The sequence below is a fragment of the Paenibacillus humicola genome, assembly GCF_028826105.1.
Classification (GTDB): Bacteria; Bacillota; Bacilli; order Paenibacillales; family Paenibacillaceae; genus Paenibacillus_Z; species Paenibacillus_Z humicola.
Map to the genome: position 1 here is coordinate 4643715 of NZ_JAQGPL010000001.1, position 14927 is coordinate 4658641.

Below are 14927 nucleotides of genomic sequence, written 5' to 3' on the forward strand. Positions count from 1 at the left end.
GATCGGATGCAGCGGCGAGCGTGCTTACCCGTGGACGAGTCCCGCCCTCAAGGTCGTCACGCCGCACTCCAGATAAGCTTTGAGACAGGTCAGCATATAAACCCATCCTTCTTTGTTGCCGACCAGTTTCGGGATCAGCCCGGCATCGTCCTCGCGAAAGCCTTCTTCGTTGACCTCGACGACCGTGCTTTCGTCCTCCCGGTCGTTCAGCGTAATGGTCACGAGATGGCGCTCGTCGCCGCTCCCCCAGTGAAACGCGATTTTCCTGCCGGGTATCAGTTCGACGATCTCGATCTCCCCTTCCGCATCATATTCCTCGTACCGCAGAATGACCGTTCGCCCCTGCTCCCATCGTTCGGAGCTCGAAGAAAACCAGAAACCGCCGATTTTCTCCGGATCGACGAACGCTTCAAACACATCGCCTGCGGGCCTGCGAATGCTCATTTTCGTCAAATTGTTCAGGAGAATTCTCCTTCCTCTGAATGTAATAAAGAAGATTCAAAGCCTCCAGGCGGCAGCGGAGCGCTAATTCATGAAATGTCGATTCCCAGCTTCTCCGCATACCGTTCGTAAAGCTCCTGCCACCCATGCTTCATCGCCTGGCGCCCGACCATGGACGGCAGCTTTTCCCCGGCCAGCGTGCCGGCGAGACCATCCAGGCACAGATGCCATCCGGCTGCATAGGAAGGCGCCTGCGGGCGGTCGGCGAAGCGGTGGCGCAGAACGAGCAGGGTCCGCTCACCCTCGTCCTTCAGCTCCCACCGCAGGATATCCGTCCCCCATTTGAAAACCAGAAGGCGCGGCGCTTCGGCTTCCAGCACGAAGCCTTCCACCTCTTCCGCCTCGGGCATATCGATATGTGCAAGCTTCACCGGCCCTGCGGCGGTCAGATCCCTGTCGGTCGTAAACGGTCCCCAGTCGGGGATCCGGTCGGCCCGCGTCAAAGCGTTCCAAACCTCTTCGCGCGGGTGCTCCAGCGTGCGAGTGAGTACAAGCACCCAGCCGCCGTCCTGTTCGGACAAGCGGACATTTGCCAATTCGCGTGACGTCATCGTTCATCTTCCTCCCGTAATGATTTTGTCCGGTCGAGGTGTCTGGCCAGCGCGTCCGCATGCCGGTTCCACTTCGTCCGGTAGGCGCTCAGCCACTCGTCGATCTCGGCAAGCGGTGCGGCGTCCAGCGAATAAATCCGGCGCTGGGCCTTAACCTGAACCCGCACCAGGCCGCTCTCGCGGAGCGTCCGGAGGTGCTTGGAAACCAAGGGCTGCGACAGACCGAGCTCCTCGGTCAGCTCCGTGACGGTGGAATCGGACCGCAGCAGCCGGTCGAGAATGCGCCGTCGTGAAGGCTCCGCCACTACGGCATACGTATCGAGCATCGCGGCTTGCCCTCCTTTTTGACGCTATTATAACCTACCGTTTATATAACTGTAAAGGCATATAAAGGCTTTGAACGGGATTTCTTACGGATAAAAAAGCATGCGCGAACGGGGGAGAAGCCGTATGTTTGGCCATTATCCCCCTGCACCGGTGCATGTTCCCCGAATTTCGTTTGATCCGCCGGCCGGCTGCTTGAGCCGAAGGCCAAAAAATACGGGTGCCGAACCGTTTTTAACCTTTTTAAGGCGCGGCGGCTTACCCTTTCATGTTTGCCTTCATTTTCTCGGAAGATACAGGCGTTAATTGCCCGGGGCGGTGCAAGCTGCGATATTCCCCCGGCGGTAGATCGTACATTTTTTTGAATGCCCGGTGAAACGAGATGGCATGGTTGTATCCGACCTTCTCCGCGATGCTCTGGATCGGCTCGTCCGATTCCACCAGCAGCCGGCGGGCGTGGCCAAACCTGAGCTTCAGCACGTAATCGATAAATTTCTCGCCGAGCTCTTCCTTGAAGAGATGGCTCAAGGTTGCGGGCTGCAGCCCGAATCGGCCGCTTACATGCAGGAGCGAAAGCTTTGGATCCGCGTAATGTTCGTCGATATATTGCTTGACCTGAAGGGCGACGCTGTGATGCTTACGGCTGACGCGCTCCCGCTTCAGCTCATCTTCGAGCTTTCCCATCAGGGCCGTAAGCCGCTCGCTCAGCTCCGCCAATGTTTCCGTATCGTCCGCAAGCTCCTCGAACCGGTATTGATACTGATCCATCCAAAGGAAGCGGATATCCGCGGACAGCACGCTGATTTCTTTGCCCAGCTGCCGGGTGACGCCGCGGATAAACTCCGCCATCGCCCTCTTCGTCATCAGCGTATCGTTCATCGCCTCAAACATGCGGGTCAGCTTCTCTTTCCACAGTCTGTCGTCCATCCGGAACGCCTGGGCCAACTCGCGAATCGCCTGAAAATCGACGAAATCGGCATCCCCGCTTGCTTTCGCCTGCCGCAGGCGGTTATCGATGACGGTATCGGTTCCGAATACCGCTTTACAGGAAACGTTCTCCTGCGCGCTCCGGCATGATTCGACAAGCGTGTCAACGGCATCCGACTCCGCGCCAATCCCCGCCGTTACCGTCAGCTGCAGGTGATGGTTGACCCATGTCCGGAAATCCTCGCACAGCTCGCGCATCTCGGCGCCGGTGGACGTATCCGTTTTGAACAAATGGACGATAAAAACGATTTGGCATGGCTTTAACCAGGCGTGCCATACAAACAGATCCCGCTGCTGCGCAAGCTCGCGGAAAGCGCTTTCCAAAATAAATTTCAATAAACGCTGGTCGCCCGGCTTATATGTCTTCGTGAATGTGCGGTAATGGTCGATTTCGAGCGCCGCGACGCCCAGCCGGTCAAATCGATACGGCAAGTTCAGCGCAGCCATTTCTTTCTCCCATTCGGCTTCGCTTAGGATGCGATGCCCCGCGAGCAGGTCCTGGAACAGGCGCTGCTGTCTCAGCAGGCGGTTTTCCTTGCGCAGGTTGTGGTAATCGAGCGACTTCTTCAGTAAATGGTCAAGCGCCGTTTCGATAAAAGCAAGCTCGTTTCGGGGCCGAATCAGCCTGAGCTCCTCGCTTTTGCGGGCCATATAACCGCTCGCCTTGCCGAAGATGGCCTTGATCGGCTTGTAATGCATATGCGTGATGACGGTGGAGCCGGCGATGGCCAGACCGATCATGGCGAGCATGACGACGACCCACGCATTGGAGAGGAAGGACAATCGATGAAACGGCATTGCATGGACGCTGTCATCGTAGAAATACCATCCCGTGTACGGGGATTGGGCGAACAGCTGCGGCAGCCTGTCCGTCATGGCGCCGGTGTCGAACGCCGTTTTGGACGAATCGAGCAGATGAATCGTCCCGGTGCCGCTGTCGGCGAACGTGCCCAGATACTGCTCGAGCGAGCGCGCGTAAATATTCACGACGACGGCGCCCTGCTTCATTGCGGCGTATGGTACATATAGGGCGAGCGAAACCACCTTCTGCCCGCTTTTATCGAACGGAGATTGGGCATAAACGCGCGGGTTCGTCCAGCCGTCGGCGGGATGCTTGTAGGCGGACAGCAGAAACGGCTTGTCGGCGAACGATTCGATCGGGTAAACGCCCGTCTCCGTCAACACCCGCTGCTTGGAGGCGTTGTACAAATACACCGAATTGACGAACGGAAACAGCGACTGCATATCGACCAGGTTTTTTTGCGTCACGTAATCATCGTAGACCGTTGTGGGCTGGCCGGAGAAAAAATCCCGGATGGCCTGATCCTTCGCCAGCTCACTTACAACGCTGCGCTCGATCAGCTTCAGATTGGCATCGGTATTGCGCATCACCTGTTCGGCAATCGTCCGGTTCGTACCCGAGGACCGGCTTTCGGAATCATTGTTCAGCACCGTGAAAAGGACAAAAATAACGGAGGAGCCAACCACGAGGAAGATCGGAGTATACGAAAGCAGCATGCGGCAATACCAGTTCATCTTCATTGCGAAGCACGCTCCTGACGAAAGGATGGCGAAATGGATGCTTCCGCCTGAGTGGAAATCGGGCAGCCGGAGCGTTTACAACGACTCCAGGCTGCCCGCCGGATCAGATTACCTGAAATAAAGGCCTTTCTTTCACGTAATGGACGGGGAGGCCGGGATACATCGTCCGGAGCCGCCCGGCCAGCCATTTCATGCCCGGTTCCTCGCTTTCCGCATGGCCCAATACAAGGAGCGCCTTGCGGCTCCCCTGCCGAACGGCATCCCGAACATATTCGGGCGTCTCCCATTCCGGCCCCTCGCCGCACAGGATCAGGTCCAGCCGCTCCTTCTCGTAGAGCGGAATCGCCGTCGCCCCGCCGCCCCGGTAGCCTGCCAGCAGGCCGATTTTTTCGCAGCTCATGCCGGGGTCGCCGACGATGCGGACGAACGGAATGTCAAGCTTTCGCTTGACATATTCCGCTACCTCCAGCACCGTTGACGGCGGAATAACCGCGACGGTCGATACCGCTTGATGCTCCCGCACGTACGGCTCCCAGCCGAGCTCCTCGACCAAGCCCAGCATGACGGCATCCGGCTTGTAACGGTGCATGTAATCGTGGAAGCGGAAGAGAGCGGTGCCCGATGCTTCGAGCAGCCGCTTCTTCGTCAAATAAACCGGATCGTCCTCTGCCAGCCCGGAACGGTCGTGATGCGAAAAGAACGGGCCTTCGTGCGCGATAATCAAATTCGCCCCCAGGCTGACAGCCTGCTCGATGACACGCTGGGTCGGCATGAAAACGGTTGCGATTCCGGTTACTTCAGCATGCGGATTTCCGATCTTGAGCGTATCGACGGTTTTTTCGAGCGTGCCGACCGGTTCGATCAGCGCGTCGATCACAGCCTGAACCGTCGGCTTCACGAGGATACAACCTCCGCTGCCGGCGGAGATACGTACTCGGTGTATCGTTCCTTTACGTTCCCCGCTGCGGAGTCGCCGGCGTGAACGTAAACCCGGTGCCGCATCGCGAGCGAATCGCCGGCCTGCATCGTCTTGCCTCCGCAGAAGTGAAAGTTCGCCGGCGTAAACGGCCCGTAGTCGCGCACGAACCATTGCGAGGCATAGTCTTCATTCGACGGGTGCGTAAATACGGCGATGCCGGCTTCGGCATACTCCTTTTCAGGGGACTCGCCGTCGCGGTTGATGCGCACAAACAGCCTGCCGCTGTAATCGACCCATTCCGCCGTCGTGCCGAATATTTCGGCTTCGCCCGCTTTTCCGTTCCCCGCCGTAATGACGCCGGTATGATGCCCGTTGATCTGCTCGTTGACCCGGATAAACGGAAATCCGCCTTCCTTTGTGTCCCCGAACGTCACGCCGCCGCTGGAAGCGAACAGCTGCGTCGAGAAATCCGTATAACGGGATTCCGGCGGAAGATTGTATACCCGGGCGGTTCGCGTCTCCTGCAGCAGCAGGTTCCCGTCCTCGTCCAGCCAATCGATCAGCGATGTGATCTGGCCGAAAACCGGTCCGCCGGCAAGCGTCAGAAATGTGCGGTGAACCTGCTTCCCTTCGCCGCGAAACTCATGATACAGCTTGTGCCCATTGACATCGTCATGTCCCCACCAGATGCCGTGATGATGCAGATGATCGTCCGGCCCGTCCTGGATAAGCGTCTTGCCGTGCGGTCCGATCAGCGGATAATAATACGGCTTGGCAAGTCCGGCCGAATACAGATAACGGGTGAACAGCCGGCCTTCGATGCTGACGATGACCCGCTCCCGGTCCTCCTGATGGTCGAGATGCACTCCCGGCAATTCGCTCCACGGGTTGTAGCGCCGGTCGACAGGAACGGCTTCGCTGCGGGGCCGGACGGCGAGCGACAGCTCGGCGTCCAGCGGCAGAGGAACGTCCTTCGCTAGCACGTACAGCGCCGCTTCCCGGTCCGTCCCTTGCGGGGACGCCGTTAAGGCATCCCCGCTCAGCTGGCAGGCCAGTTCGAGGCCTGCCGTCTCGCTGACGGCAACGAGCTCTCCGTCCGCCGACAAGGCGCTGAGCCCGGCGAACAGGGCTTCATCCAGCTCCGCCCTGACGATCGTCGGCAGCACCGTACCGGCGGGAAGAGACAGTTTGATTCGGAAATTCGTCTTCATGACCGTATCCGCCATTATTTGGACTCGCCGCTGACCGTAATTTCGTTCTTGCCGAAAGCCTTAACCGAGTTTTTCTTTTCGTAGAAATGCGTGGCCCCGGCCATAATGCCTTCGCGCGTATAGAACGGGCTGTCCGGCTCAAGCGGCAGGCTGACCGATTGGCCGGTGCTGGCCGATTGATAAATCGCCGTAATCAGCTCCAGCGTTTTCCGGCCTTCCCTTCCGTTGACCATCACGTCGCCGGTGCCGTTCTCGATCGCGGTCATGACGTTGTCGATCTGACCCTTATGTCCAACGTAAGGCAGCGGAGCCACCTTGTCGGCCGCATCCTGCAGCTCCTTCTCCAGCTCATTGTTCGGCAGCGGGAAGCCGTTGTCCTGAGCCGAAGACGCCGTCACCTTCCAAGGCATCGAGATGCGGGCCTTCTCGCCCTGGAAGATGAGCTGCTGCTCCTGACCGTGATGGACGACAGAGCTCGTAATTTGCGCCAGCGCGCGCGGATAGGACAAAATAGCGACCGACAAATCCTCGACTTCGGCATTATCGTGGGACGTATTGCTCATGATTGCCGTCACCTTCTCCGGCATGCCCATCATCCATTGGAACATGTCGATATGATGGACGGCATGGTTCAACGTGCAGCCGCCGCCTTCCTTCTCCCATGTTCCGCGCCACCACAGATCGTAATACGTATAGCCCCTCCACCAGAACGAGTCGACCTGGGCATGGACGATGCGGCCGGCCAGGCCGGTATCGAGCACGGTTTTAAGCTTGTTGATCGCGTCGCCGAAACGGTTCTGGCTGACGATCGACAAAATTTTGCCGGAAGCGTCGGCCGCTTCGATCATACGGTCGCATTCGGCCAGCGAGGAAGCCATCGGCTTCTCGACGATGACGTTCTTGCCCGCTTTCAGCGCGGCGATGGCAAGATCGGCATGCGTATAAGGCGGCGTGCAGACCGAGACGAGATCGATATCATCCTGCGACAGAAGCTTGTCGATATCGTCGTACACTTCGCAGTCAAGCTGGTGCTGCGCTTTCTTCTTCTCGGCGCTTTCCTTGAAAAGATCGCACACCGCAACGATTTTGCACCGTTCCCCGAAGGTCAAATAAGCATCGATATGGGCGGAAGAAATAGAACCGCTCCCGATAATGGCTACTCGGATCATTTTTTTCATCTCCTAAAAGTTTTTGCGATACTTCCTGAATGACACCGTGCGAGCAAAAACTCGCTTCGAAAGCATACGCTTAAGTTTTTGCGATACTTCCTGAATGACACCCTGCGAGCAAAAACTCGCTTCGGAAGCATACGCTTAAGTTTTTGCGATACTTCCTGAAGAACATCCTGCGAGCAAAAACTCGCTTCGAAAGCATACGCTTAAGTTTTTGCGATACTTCCTGAATGACACCCTGCGAGCAAAAACTCGCTTCGAAAGCATACGCTTAAGTTTTTGCGATACTTCCTGAATGACACCCTGCGAGCAAAAACTCGCTTCGGAAGCATACGCTTAAGTTTTTGCGATACTTCCTGAAGAACATCCTGCGAGCAAAAACTCGCTTTAAAAGCATACGACAGCTGATCGTTCGTTATAACAGAATTCGCCCGCCTATGGGCGATCCGGCCGCTTCGGCAATTCGTTCTTTCCGCCGCAATTGGCAGCATCATCTCCCGTCGGCTGAACTGGAGCGGCAATGGAACCGCTTACTCATTCACTGATAAGACTAGTATACATGTTGAGCGAAAATGAGATCAATACTTTTCCGGAATCTTTTTTCGAATATCGCGCCAAAACGCCAAAACGCCCGGCTTCGCAAAGAAGGCGGGCGGTTAGATCCGTCACAGCTTCACTGACGGTCAACGCTTCATCTGTCATCCAAATTTCGGGCGCATCGGCGAAGAACGCGCAATCTTCCTCCTGCCGTAAGCCCTGCTGCGGCGCGCTTCCGATAACGCCGGCGACGTTCCCGACCGAACGGAAGTGCGCCGCCGTTATCCTTTGACGGAGCCGCTGAATACGCCGGAAATAAAATGCCGCTGGAAGAACAGGAACAGAATGATGATCGGAACAAGGCCGATTACCGCACCGGCCATGACCGAGCCGTATTTCACGACGTTGCCCGGGCTGACCATCGTCGACAGCATCAGCGGCAGCGTGTACATTTCCTTGTCGTTCGTCGTAATGAGCGCCCAGATAAAGTTCCCCCATTGGTTCAGGAACGTAATGATGCCGAGCGCCGCCGCGGGCGATTTCATTGTCGGCAGCACGATCCGGACGAAAATATACAGCTCCCGCCCGCCGTCGATCCGGGCCGATTCGATCAGCTCGTCGGGGAATGCGAGCATCTGCTGCCGCATGAAGAACACGCCGAAGCCGCTGACCATGAACGGCACGATCAAAGCGTAATACGTATTGATCCAATCCAGTTTCGTCATGATGATAAACAGCGGGATCAGCGAGATTTGCGTCGGAAGCATCATCGTCATAAGCACGATATAGAACAGCATATCCCGGCCTTTAAATTTGAACTTGGCGAACGTATAGCCGGCGAGGGCGGACAGCAGGATCATGCTGATCGTCACGACGCCCGCCGTAAACAAGCTGTTGAACAGCGCCCGCCAAATCGGCCACTGCTCCGCCAAATTGTGGACGTTCGCGAAGAACCGACCTTCCGGCAGCATCCGCGGAGGCGTTTTGAAAATATCCGTTTCCTTCAGCGTCGACGCCGTGAGCATCCAATAGAACGGGTAAATGGACGCGAGGCCGCCAAGGCCCAGGAACAGATACGTGACGAGTCCGGCAAATTGGCTGCGCATGCCTTTGACCATCAGTATTCCCCTCCCTTGGTGACCCGGATCTGAATATAGGACAGGGCGGCGATGATAAAGGTAAGGATGTACGCGCCCGCCGACGCAAGGCCGAAGTTGAACGACGTAAACGCCGTTTGATACAAATATTGAATGACCGTGATGGTCGAATTGTCGGGTCCCCCGCTCGTTAAAATAAACGGTTCGGTAAACAGCTGCAGACTGCCGATCGTCGACAAAATCATGCAGAACAGCAGCACCGGCTTCAGCATCGGCAGCGTAATCGAGAAGAACGACCGGATCGGCCCCGCCCCGTCAATATTGGCCGCCTCGTAATATTCCCGCGATACCGACTGCAGGCCCGACAGCAGAATGATGCTGTTGTAGCCGGTCCAGCGCCACGTAATGGCGATGATGATGAGCGCCTTTGCCGCCCATGGGTTTGAGCGCCATGGTATGTCGCCGATGCCGACGGCGTGCAGCACGAAATTGATCAGCCCGTTCGTTTCGCTGAACAGCAGCGAGAAGACAATCGAGTAGGTGACCAGATCGATCAGTACCGGCAGGAAGAAGAACAGCCGGAACAAGGCGCGAAATCGAAGCCGGTTGGAATGAATCAGCGAGGCGATGATGGTGGCCGAAATCAGCATAATCGGAACCTGGACGACCAGCACCTCGCCCGTGTTCAGGAGCGATTTCCAGAACAGGTCGGTCGTAAACAGCTGCTTGTAGTTGGCGAACCCGACGAAGGTCGTGGCTCCCGATTTGAACTCGCTGAAGCTGAGCACCAGCGAATAAATCATCGGATACAAAATAAAGACGGCGAAAATAATGAAAAACGGAAGAATAAATACATAAGGAATCAGGATCGAACCGATTTTGCGCCGCTTTGCCGCGGGATGTATGCCAGCCGTCAGCTGATTCGGATCGGTGTGCAACGCGGAGACCTCCTTTTGGACACGAAGAACGTATGTCGCCTTTAAAAAAGGTTCCCCGAGGCAGCCATTCCCCGGGGAATAAACTTGCGGCATAGCCGGGCCGGTTATTGCGCGGCTTTCAATCCGGACGCTTTGGCCGCATCCGCGTCGGCTTTCTTGAGCGCCGACTCGATGTCGGCTTTGCCGCTCAGGACGGAACCGATCGCGCTCTGCAGCGGCGTGTTGATTTCCAGGAAATGCGCGCCGTAATCAAGCGGCGGGATGTTGGTCGACACCGTTCCGAAGAAATCGGCTAGCGGAAATCCGAAAAACGGATCGGTTTTTTTGAAGTTTGCGGTGTTATAATACGGCTTCCAGGACGGGAACAGGCCGTGCTCCAGCTGAACGTCCTGGCCTTCGTTCGTCATCAGCGAATATTCGAGGAACGCCCATGCCGCATCCTTGTTTTTGGACTGCGTGCTGATCGCCAGCACGGAGCCGCCGGAGTTCGCCTGGTTCGGCCCGCCTTCGGTGAAGGCCGGCAGCGGCATGACGCCCCATTTGCCCTTCTGGTCTTCGGCCTGGTGGCTGATCGTGCCGGCGTACCATACCGGGTAGATGACCGTCGCCACGTCGCCGTTAACGACCGCCCTTACTCGCTCGTCCCAGGACGGGGTGTTCAGGGCGATGCCTTCATCCTTGAATTTCTTCACCATTTCAAGCGCCTGAATGTTGGCCGGCTTGGCGAAATCGACGTCGCCGTTCTCGTTGTAGAAGCCGCCGCTCAGCTCGTTCATCAGCTGGTAAAAAACGTCGATGTCGCCCGTTGCCGTGAAGTCCTCGGTGGTCATCTTCACCTTCGGCAGCTTCGACTGCAGCTGCTTGCCGGCCGTGATGAACTTGTCCCACGTCGTCAGCGTCTTCGGATCGATCCCGGCCTGTTCGAAATAATCCTTCCGGTACCAAACCGCCGAAGGACCGATATCCCACGGAATGGCGTAAGCTTTGCCGTCCTGTTCGACCGTCTTCCAGGCATTTTGCGCAAAGTCGTCCTTGTGCGCCATCAGCTTGTCCGACAGATCGACGAACTGGTCGGGGAATTTGAGCAGGAAGTTCGGGAAATCCCGCTGCTGCATCTGGATAATGTCCGGCGCGCCCATGCCGGCGGTCAGCGGCGGGATGATTTTCGTATAGCTGCTGTCCACGTGCTGCACCGTCACTTTGACGTTCGGATATTTTTTATTGAACCCGGCAATTTCCCCGTCAAGCGAATCGGCAGCGTCGTTCCAGGCCGCGATCGAAATCTCGCCCTTCAGATCGGCTGCCGCTCCTCCGGATGTGGTACTGCCGGTGCTTGCGTTCGTCTGGCCTTCGCCGCTTGCAGGCGAGCTGTTCTTCGAAGACGAGCAGGCGGACAGGATCGATCCCGACATGGCCACAATCATCAACCCGGTCAACAATCGTTTGCTTTTCATCTCGTAACCCCCATGAGTTCAAAGTATTCCGTACTACAGTACTCATTATGGGGGCTGGCAAACGGCAAGGCTATGACACGAAGTCAACATTTCTGCACTTATCGTAACTACTCGGCGGCGCGGAAGGGAGTTTTTCAGTTTAACGGGGATGTGAACGGGAAATACTTGAAGCATTATCAAAATCCGGGATGTGACCTTGCTTGCTGCTGCTCGACCGTTTGCGGGAAAGAAGACGGCACGATGCCGATTTGTTTCTTCAGCGCATGTTCATTACGCATCATCCGGTTACCCTTGCAGGGTACACCTCGCTGATCGATTTGCCGCGCACCGTAATGCTGCTTGAACAGCAGGCCCGGAATGCCATCGCCGCAGACCGGCCCTTGTTCGCGCTGGAAAGCGGCATCGGCGAATGTATGAACGAGCCGGACGAGCAGGCGGTCATCGAGGCGATATCCGAAGGTCATGTAATCGTTATTGCCGAACACGCCGGCTTATGCATCAAGATCATACCCGTCACTCGCACGCTGTCCCGTTCCATCGAAGCGCCAATGACCGAAAACGTGCTGCGCGGCGCAGTCAGCGCCTTCAACGAAGATCTCGATACCAATCTCGGCATGCTTAAAAAGCACCTCCTTTCGGATAAGCTTCGCACCCGGTCGTACTGCTTCGGGAAAGTCCGGCGCAGGCGCGCCACGCTGCTCTATATGGAAGGCCAAACAAACGCCGCACTGCTGAATGCGCTGACGCGGAGAATCGAATCCTGCCTGGACCGGGACGTTCCCGACCTCTGCGCATTGTCCAAAATGCTCGGGTTCAACGTATGGACGCTCATTACCCGCTTCAACACGACGGAAATGCCCCAGGATGCCGCCTCCGCGCTCGGAAAAGGAAAGGCGGTCTTATTTCTCGACCGGTTTCCGTTTGCCATCGTCCTGCCGAGCTTGGCAACGGACCTGTTCGCGTCGGAGAACGACCGGAATTACCCGCTGCTGCTCATGTCGGCCGTTCGGCTGCTGCGCGTTTTGGCCGTCCTGGCCAATATGCTGATGCCCGGCTTGTATGTCGCGCTCGTATCGGTAAATCCCGAGGCGCTGCGAATCGAGCTCGCCATGTCGATCGCCGGCAGCCGCGAAGGCGTTCCTTATCCGGCCTTGATCGAAACGCTATTGCTTCTCCTCATCCTGGAGCTGATACTCGAGGCCAGCATCCGCCTCCCGAAAACGATCGGACCCACCATCACGATGGTGGGAGGCATCATCCTCGGGCAAGCCGTCGTCCAAGCCAAGCTCGTCAGCAATATCCTGATTATTATTTTGGCTGCAACGACAATCGCGAGCTTTACGGTCATCGGGTTCCATAATGCGATCTCCATCCGCATTCCCAAATATCTGTTTCTCGTTCTGGCGGCGATCTACGGCGTGCTCGGCCTATTCATCGGCATGGTGATCGTGTGCGCTTATTTGGCCAGCGTACGTTCGTTCGGTATTCCTTATCTGTATTGGTGGAGAGCAAGGGAGAATAAACATGGATAAAAGTTTGCAGGTGATGGTCATGTATCTCCTGGTGCATATCGGGCTTATCTATTTCACGTATCCGATGGATATCATCGCAAGCTTGGACGTCGGCCACTGGAGCGCGATCCTGCTCGGCTATGCGAGCCATGTCGCCTTGATCGGCATCTATTTGAAAGGGCTAAGCTATTTCGGCGACCGGAGCGTCATCGAAATTTTTCTCGGTGCCGGCAAAATGTTGGCCGTTATTCTGCTGCTTCCGGTCGCGATCTATTTCCTGGTGGTCATGACCATAACGGTCCGCGCTTACTCCGAAATCGTGACGCTTATATTTCTGGCGAATACGCCGCTTTGGGCGATTATGGCGCTTCTGCTGGCCGTGACCGCATTTATTTCCGCTTTAGGCGTTGAAGCGCTTTTCCGAACGGCGCTTCTGGTCGCCGTTCTGTTTCTTCCCGTTCTGCTGCTGGTCTTCTGCCTTTCCTTTCAAAATGCGGATTGGCGCTATATATTTCCGCTAATGGACAAAAAGACGGCTGCGCTGTCGTTCGTGATCAGCCGTCCTTTCCTGCTCAGCCAATTCGCCTTTACGGGCGGATTCTTATTCATGGGCTTTATCCCGCCCTACGTGCATTACAACCGGCGCAGCCTAATGTGGACCAGCACGCTGCTTCTTCCTTTGTTTTTAATTTCGGTCTATGTTCCGCTTTTAACATTCGGCGAAAGCACAGCATCCCGGTTTCAATTTCCATTCATCGCGGCGGTCGATACGGTGGATGTCAGCTGGCTGATGTTCGATCGGGTCACGATGTTTTTTCTGATCAGTCTGATCGGCTTCGTGCTGATCTTCCTTTCCCTGCTTCTATGGAAGACGACGCTGCTGTTCCGGCGCGGTTTTTCGTTTGTCCGGCCGGTACCGGCCGTCCTGCTGCTGACGCTCGTTATGTTTATCGTTTGCTTGCAAATTCCGGACTGGAGCTCCATCGAGCGTTGGCTGTGGTGGAATTCGTTTCTGCGCCTGTATGTCGTCACCGTCATCCCGGTTGCCACGCTTGTTCTGGGAATGCGTCATGTTCGGAGGGAAGCGGCATGCCCATAATGACGAAGCATTCTCTTCGCCATGGGCTGAACATGCTGCTGATGGCGGGACTTCTGACCGTATTATGCGGATGCTGGGATATCAAGGATATCAATCACCGCGCCTTGCCGATTGCGATGGGATTAGAAAATAACGATGGAGGTTATAAGATCTATCTCCTGATCCCGCAAAAGACTCAAGGCCGGGAGGAAACGAAAGTGGTTACCGGAACGGGACCGACCATCAACGACATTATCGATCAAATCGGCAAAAATATGGAGATGCAGGTCGATCTGCTTCATTTGAAGGTCGTCGTGTTCGAACGGGGAATCGCGGAACGAGGGCTGGGGGACAGCGTGTCGAGCTTTATGCGCTCCCGCTTCATTCCCCCAAAAACGATCGTTGCCGTCACGGACGAAAATTTGGAGCATCTGTTCGATCACTTAAAGTCTACTTCGACGACCAGCGGACTCGAGATCTATAATTATTTCGGAAAAAACGCCGGCTGGTCCCCGCAGGTGGCGCAAACGCGGGTTTGGCAAATTTTCAGAAGTCTCGGCTCTTACACGCACGACGTGGTCATTCCCATCATCAAGACCGGCCGAACGACAACCCTTGACAGCACCGGCTCGGCCGTGATTAAAAACGGGAAGATGGTCGGCAGAATCAACTCGGACGAAACCCTGCTGTATAACGCTTTTAATGGAATCAGCACGCAGGGCAAAATCGAGGTGATGAATCACGCATCGGTCATGATTGTCTCGGAAAGCCTGCGACACCACACTTCTTTCGAGGGGAAACAAGCCGTTTTGAACAGCAGGCTGACCCTGAAAGTTACGATTTTGGAGACCAAAGGAGCCCCTGACGCGGTCGTGATCAACCGCGAGCTCAACGAGCTGCTGACGGCCAGGTTTAATCGGATGTTCCGCAAAATCCAATCCGAAAAAGCCGATATTTTGGGATTGGGTCAATTTTTCCGAACCCGGATTCCGCGCGACCGCCTGAAAGATTGGAGAACGGACTATTATCCGGGCATGCAGCTGAACCTGAAGGTCAATACGATCATTCAGGACGATGGGCTTCTCAAATTGAAGGCATAATGGAA

13 protein-coding genes are annotated in these 14927 nt (G+C 56.2%); 3 read left to right on the forward strand and 10 right to left on the reverse strand.

Features of this window, described 5'->3' with window-relative positions; translation table 11 throughout:
• Nucleotides 1-24: 24 nt before the first annotated feature.
• From PD282_RS21330 to PD282_RS21375, 10 genes are all read right to left on the reverse strand, one after another.
• Entirely contained in the window at nt 25-444 is a 420-nt protein-coding gene (locus tag PD282_RS21330) for an SRPBCC family protein (RefSeq protein WP_338045256.1), read from the reverse strand.
• 86 nt (nt 445-530) lie between these two features.
• The gene (locus tag PD282_RS21335; protein ID WP_274652995.1) at nt 531-1052 is read right to left on the reverse strand and encodes an SRPBCC family protein; all 522 of its coding nucleotides are present in this window, start codon (nt 1050-1052) and stop codon (nt 531-533) included.
• Nucleotides 1049-1378 (reverse strand): ArsR/SmtB family transcription factor, encoded by a 330-nt coding sequence (locus tag PD282_RS21340; protein ID WP_274652997.1) that lies wholly within the window; start codon nt 1376-1378, stop codon nt 1049-1051. The genes PD282_RS21335 and PD282_RS21340 overlap by 4 nt, the downstream gene beginning before the upstream one ends.
• Nucleotides 1379-1634: 256 nt before the next feature.
• Nucleotides 1635-3905 (reverse strand): helix-turn-helix domain-containing protein, encoded by a 2271-nt coding sequence (locus PD282_RS21345; RefSeq protein ID WP_274652999.1) that lies wholly within the window; start codon nt 3903-3905, stop codon nt 1635-1637.
• Between the two features lie 103 nt (nt 3906-4008).
• Nucleotides 4009-4803, reverse strand: a complete 795-nt coding sequence (locus PD282_RS21350; RefSeq protein ID WP_274653001.1) for a Nif3-like dinuclear metal center hexameric protein — start codon at nt 4801-4803, stop codon at nt 4009-4011.
• Nucleotides 4800-6035 carry a DUF6807 domain-containing protein gene (locus tag PD282_RS21355; protein WP_274653003.1) on the reverse strand — a complete coding sequence of 412 codons (1236 nt, stop codon included), beginning with the start codon at nt 6033-6035 and terminating at the stop codon, nt 4800-4802. Before PD282_RS21355 ends, PD282_RS21350 begins: the two co-directional genes overlap by 4 nt.
• A gap of 14 nt (nt 6036-6049) precedes the next feature.
• Complete coding sequence (locus PD282_RS21360) at nt 6050-7204, reverse strand: Gfo/Idh/MocA family protein (protein ID WP_274653005.1); 1155 nt, start codon at nt 7202-7204, stop codon at nt 6050-6052.
• An 821-nt stretch (nt 7205-8025) separates the two neighbouring features.
• Nucleotides 8026-8862, reverse strand: a complete 837-nt coding sequence (locus PD282_RS21365; RefSeq protein ID WP_274653007.1) for a carbohydrate ABC transporter permease — start codon at nt 8860-8862, stop codon at nt 8026-8028.
• Nucleotides 8862-9779 (reverse strand): carbohydrate ABC transporter permease, encoded by a 918-nt coding sequence (locus PD282_RS21370; RefSeq protein ID WP_274653009.1) that lies wholly within the window; start codon nt 9777-9779, stop codon nt 8862-8864. The genes PD282_RS21365 and PD282_RS21370 overlap by 1 nt, the downstream gene beginning before the upstream one ends.
• Nucleotides 9780-9883: 104 nt before the next feature.
• Nucleotides 9884-11233: an ABC transporter substrate-binding protein gene (locus tag PD282_RS21375; protein WP_274653011.1), complete on the reverse strand. Its 1350-nt coding sequence runs from the start codon at nt 11231-11233 to the stop codon at nt 9884-9886.
• A gap of 200 nt (nt 11234-11433) precedes the next feature.
• Between PD282_RS21375 and PD282_RS21380 the strand changes: the two genes are divergently transcribed.
• From PD282_RS21380 to PD282_RS21390, 3 genes are read left to right on the forward strand one after another with little or no spacing between them, the layout of a single operon-like run.
• Nucleotides 11434-12765, forward strand: a complete 1332-nt coding sequence (locus PD282_RS21380; protein WP_274653013.1) for a spore germination protein — start codon at nt 11434-11436, stop codon at nt 12763-12765.
• A complete protein-coding gene (locus PD282_RS21385) occupies nt 12758-13843 on the forward strand; it encodes a GerAB/ArcD/ProY family transporter (protein WP_274653015.1) in 1086 nt (361 codons plus the stop codon). Before PD282_RS21380 ends, PD282_RS21385 begins: the two co-directional genes overlap by 8 nt.
• Nucleotides 13834-14922, forward strand: a complete 1089-nt coding sequence (locus tag PD282_RS21390; protein WP_274653017.1) for a Ger(x)C family spore germination protein — start codon at nt 13834-13836, stop codon at nt 14920-14922. The genes PD282_RS21385 and PD282_RS21390 overlap by 10 nt, the downstream gene beginning before the upstream one ends.
• Nucleotides 14923-14927 lie beyond the last annotated feature (5 nt).

Excerpts from the sequence above, each read along its gene's own strand:
- PD282_RS21330 (WP_338045256.1), bottom strand. The coding sequence starts at position 444 with ATGAGCATTCGCAGGCCCGCAGGCGATGTGTTTGAAGCGTTCGTCGAT.
- PD282_RS21335 (WP_274652995.1), bottom strand. The coding sequence starts at position 1,052 with ATGACGTCACGCGAATTGGCAAATGTCCGCTTGTCCGAACAGGACGGC.
- PD282_RS21340 (WP_274652997.1), bottom strand. The coding sequence starts at position 1,378 with ATGCTCGATACGTATGCCGTAGTGGCGGAGCCTTCACGACGGCGCATT.
- PD282_RS21345 (WP_274652999.1), bottom strand. The coding sequence starts at position 3,905 with ATGAAGATGAACTGGTATTGCCGCATGCTGCTTTCGTATACTCCGATC.
- PD282_RS21355 (WP_274653003.1), bottom strand. The coding sequence starts at position 6,035 with ATGAAGACGAATTTCCGAATCAAACTGTCTCTTCCCGCCGGTACGGTG.
- PD282_RS21360 (WP_274653005.1), bottom strand. The coding sequence starts at position 7,204 with ATGATCCGAGTAGCCATTATCGGGAGCGGTTCTATTTCTTCCGCCCAT.
- PD282_RS21365 (WP_274653007.1), bottom strand. The coding sequence starts at position 8,862 with ATGGTCAAAGGCATGCGCAGCCAATTTGCCGGACTCGTCACGTATCTG.
- PD282_RS21375 (WP_274653011.1), bottom strand. The coding sequence starts at position 11,233 with ATGAAAAGCAAACGATTGTTGACCGGGTTGATGATTGTGGCCATGTCG.
- PD282_RS21385 (WP_274653015.1), top strand. The coding sequence starts at position 12,758 with ATGGATAAAAGTTTGCAGGTGATGGTCATGTATCTCCTGGTGCATATC.
- PD282_RS21390 (WP_274653017.1), top strand. The coding sequence starts at position 13,834 with ATGCCCATAATGACGAAGCATTCTCTTCGCCATGGGCTGAACATGCTG.